This window comes from Bradyrhizobium sp. SZCCHNPS1003 (assembly GCF_032381555.1).
Taxonomy (GTDB): Bacteria; Pseudomonadota; Alphaproteobacteria; order Rhizobiales; family Xanthobacteraceae; genus Bradyrhizobium.
Genome location: NZ_JAUHIU010000001.1, coordinates 623,793 through 638,053 on the forward strand (window position 1 = coordinate 623,793; position 14,261 = coordinate 638,053).

At 66.5% G+C, this 14,261-nt stretch carries 15 protein-coding genes; 4 read left to right on the forward strand and 11 right to left on the reverse strand.

The features are described 5' to 3' along the window. Positions 1–6: 6 nt before the first annotated feature. From QX126_RS02875 to QX126_RS02910, 8 genes are all read right to left on the reverse strand, one after another. Positions 7–1,026: a WD40 repeat domain-containing protein gene (locus QX126_RS02875; RefSeq protein WP_315779191.1), complete on the reverse strand. Its 1,020-nt coding sequence runs from the start codon at positions 1,024–1,026 to the stop codon at positions 7–9. Further along, entirely contained in the window at positions 1,026–2,063 is a 1,038-nt protein-coding gene (locus tag QX126_RS02880) for a CobW family GTP-binding protein (protein ID WP_409999065.1), read from the reverse strand. Before QX126_RS02880 ends, QX126_RS02875 begins: the two co-directional genes overlap by 1 nt. Before the next feature lie 70 nt (positions 2,064–2,133). After that, on the reverse strand, positions 2,134–3,009 hold the full coding sequence (locus QX126_RS02885) for a metal ABC transporter substrate-binding protein (RefSeq protein WP_315779195.1): 876 nt from the start codon (positions 3,007–3,009) through the stop codon (positions 2,134–2,136). An 11-nt stretch (positions 3,010–3,020) separates the two neighbouring features. Then, the gene (locus QX126_RS02890; RefSeq protein ID WP_409997648.1) at positions 3,021–3,893 is read right to left on the reverse strand and encodes a metal ABC transporter permease; all 873 of its coding nucleotides are present in this window, start codon (positions 3,891–3,893) and stop codon (positions 3,021–3,023) included. Next, positions 3,890–4,651: an ABC transporter ATP-binding protein gene (locus tag QX126_RS02895; protein ID WP_315779196.1), complete on the reverse strand. Its 762-nt coding sequence runs from the start codon at positions 4,649–4,651 to the stop codon at positions 3,890–3,892. Before QX126_RS02895 ends, QX126_RS02890 begins: the two co-directional genes overlap by 4 nt. Beyond that, a complete protein-coding gene (locus QX126_RS02900; RefSeq protein WP_315779198.1) occupies positions 4,651–4,845 on the reverse strand; it encodes a hypothetical protein in 195 nt (64 codons plus the stop codon). Before QX126_RS02900 ends, QX126_RS02895 begins: the two co-directional genes overlap by 1 nt. Before the next feature lie 159 nt (positions 4,846–5,004). Continuing rightward, positions 5,005–5,391: a fluoride efflux transporter CrcB gene (crcB, locus tag QX126_RS02905; protein WP_315736440.1), complete on the reverse strand. Its 387-nt coding sequence runs from the start codon at positions 5,389–5,391 to the stop codon at positions 5,005–5,007. Between the two features lie 174 nt (positions 5,392–5,565). After that, a complete protein-coding gene (locus tag QX126_RS02910; RefSeq protein WP_015669496.1) occupies positions 5,566–6,165 on the reverse strand; it encodes a superoxide dismutase in 600 nt (199 codons plus the stop codon). A 105-nt stretch (positions 6,166–6,270) separates the two neighbouring features. Between QX126_RS02910 and QX126_RS02915 the strand changes: the two genes are divergently transcribed. After that, a complete protein-coding gene (locus QX126_RS02915; protein WP_315736439.1) occupies positions 6,271–6,804 on the forward strand; it encodes a GNAT family N-acetyltransferase in 534 nt (177 codons plus the stop codon). A 1,037-nt stretch (positions 6,805–7,841) separates the two neighbouring features. After that, positions 7,842–8,276 (forward strand): DUF2147 domain-containing protein, encoded by a 435-nt coding sequence (locus tag QX126_RS02920; RefSeq protein WP_315779200.1) that lies wholly within the window; start codon positions 7,842–7,844, stop codon positions 8,274–8,276. A gap of 7 nt (positions 8,277–8,283) precedes the next feature. Here the strand turns inward: QX126_RS02920 and QX126_RS02925 are convergent, their stop codons facing one another. Continuing rightward, entirely contained in the window at positions 8,284–9,432 is a 1,149-nt protein-coding gene (locus tag QX126_RS02925; protein ID WP_315779201.1) for a DUF3095 domain-containing protein, read from the reverse strand. A gap of 152 nt (positions 9,433–9,584) precedes the next feature. On the opposite strand from QX126_RS02925, the gene QX126_RS02930 reads away from it, so the two are divergent. Beyond that, positions 9,585–10,385, forward strand: a complete 801-nt coding sequence (locus QX126_RS02930) for an RMD1 family protein (RefSeq protein WP_409999066.1) — start codon at positions 9,585–9,587, stop codon at positions 10,383–10,385. Positions 10,386–10,598: 213 nt separating this feature from the next. Here QX126_RS02930 and QX126_RS02935 read toward each other — a convergent pair whose 3' ends face one another. Further along, positions 10,599–11,315, reverse strand: coding sequence for an MgtC/SapB family protein (locus tag QX126_RS02935; protein ID WP_315736435.1), 717 nt, complete (start codon positions 11,313–11,315; stop codon positions 10,599–10,601). 156 nt (positions 11,316–11,471) lie between these two features. On the opposite strand from QX126_RS02935, the gene QX126_RS02940 reads away from it, so the two are divergent. Then, positions 11,472–11,879, forward strand: coding sequence for a hypothetical protein (locus QX126_RS02940; RefSeq protein WP_315736434.1), 408 nt, complete (start codon positions 11,472–11,474; stop codon positions 11,877–11,879). 10 nt (positions 11,880–11,889) lie between these two features. On the opposite strand, the gene QX126_RS02945 is transcribed toward QX126_RS02940, so the two are convergent. Then, complete coding sequence (locus tag QX126_RS02945; RefSeq protein ID WP_315779202.1) at positions 11,890–14,184, reverse strand: heavy metal translocating P-type ATPase; 2,295 nt, start codon at positions 14,182–14,184, stop codon at positions 11,890–11,892. Between the last annotated feature and the right edge of the window lie 77 nt (positions 14,185–14,261).

Below are 14,261 nucleotides of genomic sequence, written 5' to 3' on the forward strand. Positions count from 1 at the left end.
GGTGGATCAGAGCCGCAGCAGGCCCGCCTCGCCGCTTTCGTCCGAGAATGCGAGCCACGTTCCCGCAGCATTCCAGCCCAGCGCCACGATCGGCGGCGTCTCGTTCCGCCGCACCAGGATCTCGGCGCCGTCCTGCATCCGCACCATCAGCACGGTGCCGTCCTCGTAGCCGCAGGCCAGGATGTCCTGCTTGGGATGGCAGGCGACCGCAGTGACCTTGGCCTTCATCGGCGCCAGCATCGCCGGCTCCTTGCCCATCGGACCATCCTTGCCGACGAACGGCCACAGGATGACCATGTCGGCCCCCGATGTCGCCAGGAAACGGCCGCCGCTGCCCCAGGACATCGATTTCACCCGCGACGGATAGCCGGTCATCCGCATGTGCCTGCTATCAGCGAGCCGCCAGCCGTGCAGCGCCGGCTCGTGCATCGCGGTGACCAGGAACTTGTTGTCGGGACTGAAGGTGACCGCGTGATGCGAGCCGGCCCAGCCTAAAAATTCCGGCTCGCCCGCCATGTTGGGAAACCACAAGGTGGCGCCGTTGTAGTGCGCGATCGCGAGCCGCAGGCCCTTCGGCGCAAACGCAAGTCCGCCCGCGGTCGACGGCACCTCGAGCGACTTCTCCTCGCCCTTGGGCTGACGCACGAACGCGGTCTTGCCCACCGACCAGGCGATCGCACCATCCGGATGAAGCGCGACGTTGTCGATCCAGCGCCGCTTCGGATCGGTCACGAGCACGCTGACGCTGCCCGCCTTGTCGAGCGAGGAAACCTTGCCGTCATCGCCGCCGATCACGATCCGCGATCCGTCCGACACTGCCGACAGGATGCCGCCGCCGGTGACGTCGACCTTGCTGATCTCACCCTCGCCGTCGACGATTGCGACGCTCTCCTCGGTGCCGACGAAGGCGGCACGATCGCCGAGATAGTGCACGGCCGTGACGGCCATGCCGAGCGAGACCGGCTTCACCTTGTCGGTGACAGACACGATAGATGCGGCCTCGCCGCCCTGGTCGAACGACGTCATCAGGTCACGATGCAGCGTTCGAAGCCTTCGCGGATGGCGTCTTCCGGCAGCTCGCGGCCGATGAAGACGACGCGGCTCTGGCGCGCCTCGTCGGGCTTCCACCTCCGCTGATGATCGCCTTCGAGCATCATGTGCACGCCCTGGAAGACGTAGCGGTCGTCATCGTCCTGGAACGACAGGATGCCCTTCGAGCGCAGGATCTTGCCGCCCTCGGTCTGCACCAGGTTCTGCAGCCACGGCATGAACTTCGACGGATCGAGCGGCTTGTCGGAGCGCAGCGACAGCGATTGCATCTCCTCGTCGTGATAGTGCTTCAGGCCGTGATCGTGGTGATGGTGATCATGGCCGTGGTCGTGATCATGGTGGTGATGATCGTGATCGTCGCCCGCTTCGAGGAATTGCGGCTCGATCTCCAGAATGCGGTCGAGATCGAACGCGCCGCGCTCCAGCACATCCGAGATCGCGATCTGGCAGCGCTCGGTGCGATGCAGCTTTGCGTAGGGGTTGATGGCGCGGATGCGCGCCTCGACCTCGGCGAGCTCCGGCTTGGTGACGAGATCGGTCTTGTTGAGCACGATGACGTCGGCAAACGCGATCTGGTTCTTGGCCTCCGGCGCATCCTTGAGCCGGTCCGACAGCCATTTGGCATCGGCCACCGTCACCACGGCATCGAGCCGCGCGTTCTTCTGCACGTCCTCGTCGACGAAGAAGGTCTGCGCCACCGGCGCCGGATCGGCCAGCCCCGTGGTCTCGACGATGATGGCGTCGAACTTGCCCTTGCGCCGCATCAGGCCAGAGATGATGCGCACGAGATCGCCGCGGACGGTGCAGCAGATGCAGCCATTGTTCATCTCGAACACTTCCTCGTCGGCGCCGACGATGAGGTCGTTGTCGATGCCGATCTCGCCGAATTCGTTGACGATGACGGCGTATTTCTTGCCGTGGTCTTCCGAGAGGATGCGGTTCAGAAGCGTGGTCTTGCCGGCCCCGAGATAGCCGGTCAGGACCGTCACTGGTGTCTTGCTCGCGTCGGACATGCTCACTCCGAAAACCTCAGATCGCGTCGAAAATGGCTCAAAAGCGCACCGCCGCGAGGGCTCGAAAACCCTAACGGACCAGCGCGCTCGTCAGGGCCCTTATATTGTGCCTGACCATGGCAATGTAAGTGGGAACGGGGCCCTTTTCATCGCTCAGGGCGTCGGAATACAGCGTCCCGCCGATCTTCGCGCCGGTCTCGGCGGCGATCCGGCCGACCAGCCGGTCGTCGTTGAAATTCTCCAGGAAGACGGCCGGAATCCCCGCTTTTTTCACTTGGCGGATGATCTCGGCAACGTCGCGGGCCGACGGCTCGGTCTCGGTGGAGACGCCGAGCGGGGCGATGAACTGGATGCCATAGGCATCGGCGAAATAACCGAAGGCGTCATGGGTCGAGATCACCTTGCGCCGCTCCGCCGGGATCTTGTCGATCTCGGCGCGGACCTCGCGGTCGAGTGCATCGAGCTCGCCGAGATAGCGCTCCGCATTGGCCTTGAAGACTTCCGCGTCTGCGGGGTCGGCCGCGACCAGCGCATCGCGGATGTTCTTCACATAGACCTTGGCATTGCCGACCGACTGCCAGGCATGCGGATCGGCATCCGAGCCGCGCTTGCGCGGGGTGATGCCCCGGGTGGCGACGACGATCGGCGCCTTGCTGCCGGAAGCCTGCTGCAGCCGTGGCAGCCAGCCCTCCAGCCCGAGGCCGTTGACGATCAGGAGCTGCGCGGCGCCGACATCCTTCGCATCATGCGGCGTCGGCGTGTAGACGTGCACGTCGCTGTCCGGCCCGACCAGCGAGGCGACATTGACCTTGTCGCCGCCGACCTGGCGGACGAAATCGGCGAGGATCGAGAAGCTGGTGACGACGTTCAGCCGGGTCTCGGCCGATGCGGGGACAATCAGAACAAGGCCGAAGAGCAGGCTCAGCGCGGACAGCAGGCGTTTCATGGGCATCGACTTCAAGCTTCGAGATGGCGTCCCGGAAACAGTTGCGGAAGCACGCCGCCCACGCGTCCGAACAGCACCGAGGTGAGATAGAGCAAGGACGCGACCAGGATGATCGCAGGCCCCGAGGGAATGCGGGTCTGGAACGACAGCACCAGCCCGACATAGCCGGAGACGATCGCAGAGGCGACCGCGATGCAGATCATCGGCGTGACGTCGCGCGACCAGAACCGGGCGATCCCCGCCGGCAGGATCATCAGGCCGACAGCGAGCAAGGTGCCGAGGGCCTGGAAGCCATTGACGAGGTTGACGACGATCAGGGCGAGGAAGATCAGATGCGCCGGCGCACCGGCCCGGCTCACGGTGCGCAGGAACAAGGGATCGACGCTCTCCACCACCAGCGGGCGGTAAATCACGGCGAGCACCACGAGCGTGATGGTGGCGTTGGTCGCGACCATCAGCAGGGTCGGGTCGTCCATCGCCAGGATGTTGCCGAACAGCACGTGCAAGAGATCGACGTTGGTGCCCTTGACCGAGACGATGGTGACGCCGATCGCGAGCGACGCCAGATAGAAGGTCGCGAGCGACGCGTCCTCCTTCAGCCCGGTCGAGCGCGACACGAGGCCCGATAGCAGCGCCACGGCGAAGCCGGCGATCAGGCCGCCGGTCGTCATCGCGAACAAATTGAGCCCCGACAGCAGGAAACCGATCGCCGCGCCGGGAAGAATCGCATGTGCCATGGCGTCGCCGACCAGGCTCATGCGCCTGAGCATCAGGAAGACGCCGATCGGTCCGGAGCCGAGCGACAGCGCGATGACCGCCGCGAGCGCGCGGCGCATGAACTCGAAATCCGAGAACGGAGCGAACAGCACCTCGCGCAGCATCATGCCGCCTTGGAGGCTTGCGCGGGCACGCAGGGCGCGGCGGCATCGTCGAACGCCTCGCACATCCGACGCGCCTGCGACAGATTGTCGGCGGTCAGCACCTCCGCCGTCGGTCCCCAGGCCACGGCCTCGCGCGCCAGCAGCAGGGTCTGCGGGAAATGCGCGCGCACCATCTCCATGTCGTGCAGCGCCGCCAGCACGGTGCGCCGCTCGCCATGCCAGTGCTCGATCAGTTGCAACAGGTCGGCCGAGGTCTTCGTATCCATCGCATTGAACGGCTCGTCGAGCACGATCACCCGGGCATCCTGCAGCAGCACGCGCGCGAACAGCATGCGCTGCATCTGGCCGCCCGACAGCGTGCCGATGCCGCGGCCCTCGAATCCGGTGAGGCCGACGGCCGCGATCGCCTGCGCGATCTTCTCGCGCGCGACCGCGCCGATGCCGCCGAACATGCCGGTGCTGCGCCACAGTCCGGTGCTGACGAAATCGAACACCGAGATCGGGAAGGAGCGGTCGATATCGGCAATCTGCGGCAGATAGGCGATCTCGCGCGGCTTTAGGCCGGCGGCCGTGATGGTACCGGCGAGCGGCTTGAGCAGGCCGACAAGGCCGCGGAACAGGGTCGACTTGCCGGCGCCGTTGGGACCGACCACGGCGAGCAGCGCGCCCGTCGCGACCTCACCGGTGAGGTGATGCACGGCGGGGTGGCGGTCGTAGCCCAGAGTCACGTCGCGGAATTGCAGCTGGACCATGACCGTCATCACCGCATCGCCAGCCAGACGATCAGCCAGAGCACCGCGCTCGCCGCCAGCGCCGCGCCGAGCCGGGTGGTCACCGGCATGCGCAGGATCGACCACGGTGCAGGCTGCGCCGGATGCGGCGCCGCGGGACCGTGGCTGTGGCCATGCCCGTGGGCATGGGAATGGCCGTGGCTATGGAGGGCAGGCTGCGTCATTTCGTCATGATGTTACATTATAACATCACCCCTGTCCACCGGCCGGCTGGGCGGTGTTTCTGAGGCCGGAGGTCTTCGCCCCATCCGTCATTGCGAGCGCAGCGCGCTGCGCTCGCAATGACGGATGAGAGATCGTGCCTCGCTCTGCCCGCCGATCCGTCAGCTCAGATACCGCATCAGCGCGAGACCGCCGAACAGGCCGGCGATGGAGATGCCGACCGAGCCGAGCACATACAGTGCGGCCAGCCCAAGCGCGCCGCGCTCATACAGCAGCGCGGTGTCGAGCGAGAACGCCGAGAACGTGGTGTAGCCGCCGAGGATGCCGGTCATCAGGAACAGCCGCCAATGCTGGGTCGCTTCGCCCTTGAAGGCGAGGTAGCCGGCGATCAGGCCCATCACGGTGGAGCCAGTGATATTGATGATGAAGGTGCCGTAGGGGAAGTCGGTGCCGAGCGCCCTGGCGCTCGCCATGTTGATCGCGTGCCGCAGCGATGCGCCGCAGCCGCCGCCAAAGAAAACGAGAAAATATCCGACCAGCTGATTCACGGGACCTCACCTGCAGACCACATCGCGACAATGGATGCCCTGCCCTTGCCACAAAAGATGCAAAACTTTTGCCGCAGAGGCTTCCGCCTTGCAAGGATCGCCCGCATCAAACCGCGTCGGGCATGAAAAAGGGCGGCGAGCCGAAGCCGCCGCCCACACCTCGCATGCGAGGAATCAGATCGCCTTGCCGTAGAGTTCGTCGACGTAATCCCAGTTGATCAGGCTGTCGACGAACGCCTTCAGATAGTCGGGACGACGGTTGCGATAGTCGATGTAGTAGGAGTGTTCCCAGACGTCGCAGCCGAGGATCGGGGTCGCGCCGTGCACCAGCGGGTTCTCGCCGTTCGGCGTCTTGGAGATTTCGAGCTTGCCGTTCTTGACCGAGAGCCAGCACCAGCCGGAGCCGAACTGGCCGACGCCGGCGGCGGCGAAGTCGGCCTTGAACTTCTCGAAGCCGCCGAGATCCTCGTCGATCTTCTTCTCGAGCCGGCCGGGCAGCTTGGAGCCGCCGCCGTTCGGCTTCATCCAGGACCAGAAATGGATGTGGTTGAAATGCTGGCCGGCATTGTTGAACACGGCGGGGTTCTTGCCGAACGAGCCCTTGACGATCTCCTCGAGGGACTTGCCTTCGAATTCGGTCCCCTTGATCGCATTGTTGCCGTTGGTCACATAGGCCTGATGATGCTTGTCGTGATGGTACTCGAGCGTCTCCTTGGACATGTAGGGTCCGAGGGCTTCATAGGCGTAAGGCAGGGGGGGAAGCGTAAAGGTCATGGGGGCGGTTCCGCAACTTGTGGAAGACGGGATTTAACGGGACCTTCTTATAGAAGGTTCCGACACCGTAAAACACCGTGAATTTGGAAAAAGCGAGCCGCTTTGATGAGCATCGAGATCGACATATTGAATGGTGACGCCGCCTGGCCGCTGGTCAAGCCGCTTTACGACGCGGTTTGGCCGCCGGAGGTGGTCGCCGGATTACCGTGGGCAGGTATCACATTTGCGCATGCCGACCTGCGGGTGCTGGTACAGGACGAGAGCGGCGAGGTGCTCTGCCATGTCGGCATCTATCGCCGACTCGTGAAATGGAACGGTCAGAACGTCAATGTCGGCGGCATCGGCGGCGTTTTGACGCGCGCCGACATGCGCAACCGCGGTCTCGCCACGGTGGGACTGAACGCGGCGATCCAGACCCTGCGGCACGAGGACTCGATCAACTACGCCGTCCTGTTCTGCGCGGCGGATCGCATCCCCTTCTATACGGCACGCGGCTTCATTCCGTTCGACGGCGACGTCTACGCCGAGCAGCCCGAGCAGGGCCGCATCCGCTTCGACACGCTGTCTGCGCTCGTGCACGACGTCAAGCGCACCGCGCCGACGCGCGGCACCATCGACCTCTGCGGCCTGCCGTGGTGAGGCCGCTCTCCCCTGTCGTCCCGGACAAGCGCGCGGCACGCGCGCGCAGATCCGGGACCCATACCCGCAGGGAGATGTTTGAGGCACGCTGGTCATTGGCGCTTTGCCCATGATGTCCGCTGCGGAGGATGGGTCCCGGCTCAAGGCCGGGACGACAGCGGAGCACATGGCAGTCTTCCGAAAAAAATAATCTTCTTGCGTTTTTTACGAAATCATGATTGTATCCCGGCATCCCGCCTCACCGCAGAGGGGCGTTGCGCGCGATCGTCACGACACGCGAGGTGGGGATGCGATGGCCGCGTTGCTGCCGCAGCATGCTTATCGGCGTGCGGACGAACGGTAGCGCGCGGACGTGAAGTCGCAGCGTCCTGACACCCCGAAGCTGGTGTCAACCTGGCGCAATGCGAACGCATGGCGCTGGGGATGGTGGCCAACAAGCCCGGCGCACCAGGGAGACTGCGTATAAGCGTGAAGACCGTCGCGCAGGGAATGCCGGAGTGTTCGGCTTTGCCTGTGGTACCTGCCGCCTGCATTTTTTCAGCAGGCGGGCCATGGGTGAGGCCTTCACCCGGCATTCCCTGCGCCCTCTGCATTTTTGCAAGGGCCACAATGATCGCAGACCTCGGGCGTGAAGGGCCGCGAGACTGCAAAGCTATGTCCATCGCTGTTTGAACCGTGAAACCGCCTCACCCGCCGTCGTCGTCCCGGACAAGCCGTGACGCGCGCCAGCGCAGCATGGCGCCGATCCGGGACCCATACGCCGCGGCGGACGTGAGATGCGAAAAGCCAATGGCCGGCGTGCCTCAAACCGCTCCCTGGGGGTATGGGTCCCGGCTCAAGGGCCGGGACGACAGCGGAGTTTGTTGCGGCAGTCAAAACCATTTCCCGACACATGCCATGAGACAATCGAACAACGGATTGAGACGGCCCGTCGGCAATGCACCTGATCGTGATGATCATGCCTTGGACAACCGCACCTCGACGATTGCAACTGCGCCGTTTGCTGTTATGGAAACGCGGCTTCAACGGGGGGTAAGATGATTTGGAAATTGCGTTTGGCTGGTCTTGCGCTGGCGACCGTCGTGATGGCGCAGCCCGCTTTGGCCGCCGATGATCCGACCGGCACCTGGCTGACCCAGGCGGGCGACGCCAGGATCAAGGTCGCCAAATGCGGCGCCAATCTCTGCGGCACCGTCGTGTGGCTGAAGGAGCCGATGGACACCGACACCGGCAAGCCGGCCGTCGACAACAAGAATCCGAATCGCTCGCTGGCCAACCGCCCGATCATCGGGCTGCAACTGTTCGAAGGCGTTCACTCGGAGGGGCCGAACAAATGGTCCGGCAAGATCTACAACGCCGACGACGGCCAGAGCTACACCAGCCACATCTCCGTTTCCGGCCCGGATACGCTGAAGGTGGAAGGCTGCGTCGGATCGCTGTGCGGCGGCGAGACCTGGACCCGCTCCCGCTGATCCGCGCTCAGGCGACCGCGGCTTTCAACGCGGTCGCAGCCGACGCGTAGCCGCCTCGTGCGCCGTCGATGAAGTGGACGTGATCGGGCCGGATCGCGGACGGCGTGAAGCAGGTCATCATCGCGGCATCCTGCCGATGCAGCCCGTAGCGGACGATGCCGCGCGAGGCCGCCGCGCCGAGCCGGCGCTCCAGCTCCTGCGCGAGCTCGTCGGTGCAGTCGAGGATCATGCGCAGCGCATCGTCATATTTGCGGAAGTCGGAATTCTCGACCACCTGCTGCTTGTAGAGATCCGGCACAAAGCCGCCGATGCTGATGTTGAACCGCATCACGGCATAGACGAACAGCGTACGTCCGAGCACGCGGGCCCAGCGCGAAAACAGCGGTCCGCGCGCGGCGCGGACCTCGTAGCCAAATCCCTGCGGCGGCCATCGCAACGCCGGCGCACCGGCTGGCACCGGCCGCCCGGCATCGGGGCTGCGCTCGGTGAGGGTGATGATCTCCTCGATCACCTTGCGATAGGCCTGCGCATCCGCGCCCGGGGCCGGCAGCACCAGCACAGACAGAATGACCCCACGCGCCGCCGGAATCTCCTCGAAGCGGCACGAGAGTCCGGACAGGTCGGGCTGCGCACCGGACGGCGCCGGCGGAATCGCGAACTCGCCCCGCTTCATCGCGGCCTCGGCCCAGCCCAATCCGCCGCCCGCGAACATCGCGTAGGACAGATTGGCCGATGGACCGTAGCGCGCCACGCGGACGTCGAGCCCCTGCGCGCGGATCGCGCTCACGGGCACCAGGGCGACGCGCATCGCGAGAGCGAGATCCTCCCTGACCCAGGTCGCGGTGGCGGCAAGGGCTTCGCGCGCGGCCGCTTCGTCATCCGGGCTGACGGCGAAGCTGGCGCCATCGCCCCCGAACACGAACGGGAATTCGCGCCCCTCCAAGGCATTGGTGACCGCGGCGATGACCGCCGCCCCGGCCATGTTGACCGCCTTGTAGCGCTTGTCGGCGATCGCCTTGGTCGACTCGACGATGTCGGCCGTGCCGATCAGCCAATCATCCGGCACCGGCTGGTAGAGCTGCGGCTCCATCAGGCGCGCAAAGCCGCGAAACACCGGAATCGAGGCATAGTAGTCCGCAGCGCTGGTCTTCGACATCGAGAGGCATCCGTCCGGGGTGCGCGTCCAATGAGGAGCTACGTTCATTCCTGTCAAGCGGGTTCAGGGAGCGATATTCGGCAGCGAACGTGTCGCCAGGATTGCGCCGCGTTATCGTTCCATCGGCAATGACGTGCTAGCCTTTCGCCATCATGGCCGACTCCTCCCCCGTTCCACAACTCGCCGCCCGCGCGCTCCAGATCGCGGACCGCATCAATACCGCCGGCTTCGAAGGCCAGGTGCTGTCGGCGACGCCGCTTGCGGTCCGCATCGGCGAGACGGGAGTCGCCGTGGTCTTCCGCTATGGCGTCGTCGTCTTCATCGGCCTGTCGGTGGCCGAGGAGATCAACTTCCTCGACCGGCTGAGCGCGCGGCTGTTCGGCCCGATCGCGCCGCACGAGGAAGAGACGGCCAAGGTCCAGGTCGCGCGCGAATCCGACGAGCCAATCCCGGTCGGCGGCCCGGTCCTGGTCAAGGAATTGTCGCTGGAGCGACTGCTCATCGTCGCCGATGCGCTGGCGAAAAGCGTCGTGCTCGGCCGCAGCGAGCGCGAGATCGCCAACGTGTTCGACACCATCGAGCCATTCGCGCGCGAGCTGGCTATGCTGGGGCGAACCTCGAAGAGCCGGGTGGCGATGCTCAAGCTGCTCGGCGAGGCGCTGCTGGTGCAGCACCGGGTCTCCGGCCGCGTGGCGGTCGGCGAGAAGCCGGACGTGTTGTGGGACCGGCCCGATCTGGAGCGGCTCTATGCGCGGCTCGAGGACGAGTATGAGCTGAAGGAACGGGAGGAAACCCTCAACCGCAAGCTCGCGGTGATCGCCGAGACGGCGACCACGCTCGCCGACATCATCGACACCAAGCGCTCGCTGCGGCTCGAGGTGATCGTCGTCATCCTGATCGCCTGCGAGATCGTGCTCGGCTTCTACGAGATCTTCGCCCGCGGCGGGCACTGACGACGGAGCTGCCGCACGCCCGACGACTGACGGCGCTGCATTCAGCGATGGTTCAGGCGCGACATGGAACTTTCGCATGGGCGCGATGAGCGATGCGGGGGATGTCGAACCATGACGTGGGTGGGGAGCTTGCGACGACCGCCGGCGGCCGGCAGCCACGAGGTGTGGCGAGCGCCCCGCCGCCGGTGCGGCGATGCTAGTCGGCCAATGCCGTCACACCAGCGCTCTGACGTTCCAGGTCGCATGACGGACCCCGGCGAGCTTCGCCAGCTCGGACACGACGCGGTCGAGATCGACCGTATCGACCGCGAGCGGCACCAGCGTCGCGACGATCTCGACGATGTCCTCCGACCGATAGACGACCTCGGTCTCCCGCACCGGGTATTTGGCCGCCTCCAGCCGCTCGTCGAGCGCCTCGCGCAGCTCGGCGGCGCGCAGCCCGTCGGTGGTCAGGACGATCTCGTAGTGCGCCTCCGACGTCTGCGCATTGAGCGGGATGCGATCGATCGCGTTGACCAGCGGCCGCAGCAGCGTGTTGCCGGCCAGCACGAACACGGTCAGCGCCACCGATTGCGCGATCAGGTCGGCGCCGGCGCAGGCGCCGACCGCGGCGGACGCCCACAGCGTCGCGGCGGTGTTGAGCCCGCGGACGTTCATGCCCTCCTTCATGATCGTGCCGGCGCCGAGGAAGCCGATCCCCGACACCACATAGGCGATGATCCGCACCGCGCCGTCGGCGCCGGTGAGGCGGTTGCCGAGGTCGACGAAGGCGGCCGCGCCGACGGCCACCAGCACGTTGGTGCGCAGCCCGGCGCTGCGCTGCCGGTATTGCCGCTCGGCGCCGATCAGCGTCCCCAGCACGAAAGCCGTGAACAGGCTGACGAGCGTGTCGAGGAAATCATAGACCTGGAAGGTGTGGAGGAATCGCATGGGCTTGCCGACTGTCTGCGGTATTGTGCTCCGTGGCCCGCCTGGCGGCAGCGACACGCGTGGCATCCGGCGGCGGAACCGCCGCGAGAAGCCGCTTTCTTAGGACGTCCTTGATCGAAATCAAATCCCAGTCCCTCCCGCATATTTTAGGCTAATATGATCAACAGGCAGATGACGTCCGGCAAACACATGACGCCATTCTCCGACGTCCGCAGGGATCACAGCCCGGCCGTCCGGCTGGGGCATGATGCGGTGAGTGCGGTGAAGCTGTCCCAGGAGCTCACCGCCGAGATCGACGCCTGGGCGGAGGCCCACCAGATGACACGCTCCGACGCCATCGGCCAATTGCTCACGATCGGCCTGCATGCATCGCGGCCGGCAGCAACAGGGCAGCTCACGTCGCGGGATCCCGTCGCCATCGAGCAGAATGCGATCCGGCTGATCGATCGGATGCTCGACCCGAACCTGGCGGCCGACGAGCGCCAGCGGCGGATTCGCCGCCTGATCGAAGGTCCTGCGGAATTTGCCAACGAGCGGATCGACCTGCCGCGGCATCCGGGCTGACGCGAACGGCTCAGGCGGCCGAGCGCGCCACCACGGCCTCGTAGATGTCGTCCTCCTGCGCCGTGTGCATGCGCACCAGCGTCTCGATCGCCTCGATCACCCGTTGCGCATCGCGGATCAGATAGCGGTCCACATGCTCGGACGGCAGATCCTCGACCAGCCGGCCGAGCAGCCGCGCCAGATGCAGGATCTCGCGATGCGCCCGGCTCATCGCCGACAGGCCATGGCTCTCCTGCAGGAGCCGCGCGAGCTTCGGATAGACCGAGCCTTCGTCGTCGCGCTCATGCGCCACGACCTTGTCCTGCACCAGGCCGTTCGCCTCCATGATCAGCGCGACGGCGCCGTCGGGCGAGGCCTCGTCGAGCGCATCGACGATCGAGCGCAGGCGGTCGAGGCCGCGCAGCAGCGCCTGGTGATCATGCCTGAGCCCGCGGCCGTCTTCGGCCGTGATCCGGCCGGCCTTGCTGCGGCCAGCCGGGAACAAAGCGCGGAGCGCGTTCAGGATGACGGCGACGTCGATGGCCTCCTGGGCCAGTGCGGCGGGCACCGGCTGCAGCAGGCCGAAGGCGGCGGCCCCCATCGCGACAAACGACAGGCCCATGCCGACGAAGATGCTCTCCAGGGCGATGCGCCGGGCGCGCTGCGCGATCACGATCGCCTCGCCCACCCGATCGAGCCGATCGGCGAGAATGACCACGTCGGCGGCTTCCGACGAGGCGCTGGCGCCGCGGGCGCCGAGCGCGATGCCGACATCGGCGGAGGCCAGCGCAGGGGCATCGTTGATGCCGTCGCCGACCATGATCGTGGGATGCAGCCGCTGCTCGGTCTTGACCGCCTCCACCTTGTCGGAGGGGACACGGTCCGCCAGCACGGCGTCGAGGTCGAGCGCCGCGCCGATCGCCTGCGCGGCCGCGGCGCGGTCCCCGGTCACCATGACCATGCGCGCGATGCCGGCCTCGCGCAGCCAGCGGATCGCCCGCGGCGTATCCGCGCGCAGCTCGTCGGCCAGCAGCAGCGCCCCGATCGGGCGCCCCTCGACGGCAACGAAGACGATCAGGGCTGAACGCCATGACGCCCGGCGGATCGCGCGCGCCGCCCAAGCCGGCGGCGTGCGGCTGCCGAGCACGAGGTCGCGCGAGCCGGCCATCACAGGGCGGCCATCGATCAGCCCTTCGAGGCCCGAGCCCATGGTCTCCCTGACCTGTTCGGGCACCTTCAGCTTCAGCCCGCGGGCCTGGCCGGCCTGAACGATCGCGTGCGCCACCACGTGGTGCGAGGCCTGCTCGAGCGATGCGCAGAGCAGCAGTACCGCATCGGCGTCCTCGCCCGGTGCCGCGTCGACCGAGAGCAGCCGCGCGCCGCCGACGGTCAGCGTGCCCGTCTTGTCGAACAGCACGGTATGGGCACGCGCGAGCGCCTCCAGCTTGCCGCCGCCCTTGACCAGGATGCCGCTGCGCGCGGCCTGCGCGACCCCCGCGATGAAGGCCACGGGTGCGGCGAGGATCAACGGGCAGGGCGTCGCGGCGACCAGCACCGCGAGGCTCCGGATCAGATCGCCCGAGGCGAACCAGGCGGCCGCCGCAATGGCGAGGCTGACGGGCAGAAAGATCAGGGCATAGCGGTCGGCAAGCCGCACGAACGGCGCCTTCGCGGTCTGGGCCGTCGTCACCAGCTTGACGATGCCGGCATAGGTGCTTTCGCCCGCGGTGGCCGTGACCACCATTTCGAACGTGTCGCCGGCGTTCACCGATCCCGAAAGGATCGCCATCCCGCGCGTCTTCGTCACCGGGATCGGCTCACCCGTGAGCGCCGACTCGTCGACGACGGCGATCGTCGCTTCGACCATGCCATCGACCGGGATGATTTCGCCGGCGCGGACCATCAGGCGATCACCGACCGCGACGCTGGCGATCGGAACGTTGTCGATGTCGTCGCCACGGCGGCGATGCGCCTCGCGCGGCGCGCGATCGACCAGCGCGCGCAGATCGTGCTCGGCGCGGGCGACGGCAATGTCTTCCAGCACGTTGCCGCCAGCATACATCAGCGCCACGACAGCGCCGGCCAGCGGCTCGCCGAGGATGATTGCCGCGCTCATCGACACCAGCGCAATCGCGTCGACGCCGATGCGGCCGGCCAGGAAATCGCGGACGATCGAGACGATCAGCCCGAGGATAACAGGAACGGTCGAGGCCGTGAACGCGATCCCGGCAAGATCGGGGCGACCGACCACATGCGCGAGCCCGCCCGCGGCGAGGCCCGCGATTGCGATTGCGACGAGGCTCCACCGCAGAATGCGCTCGAACATGGATACCGGTTCCGAATTGCGCCGGCACTATCGCTGCTGCCGCCCGTCGGACGCTTGAGCGAAATCAACGGCAAGAG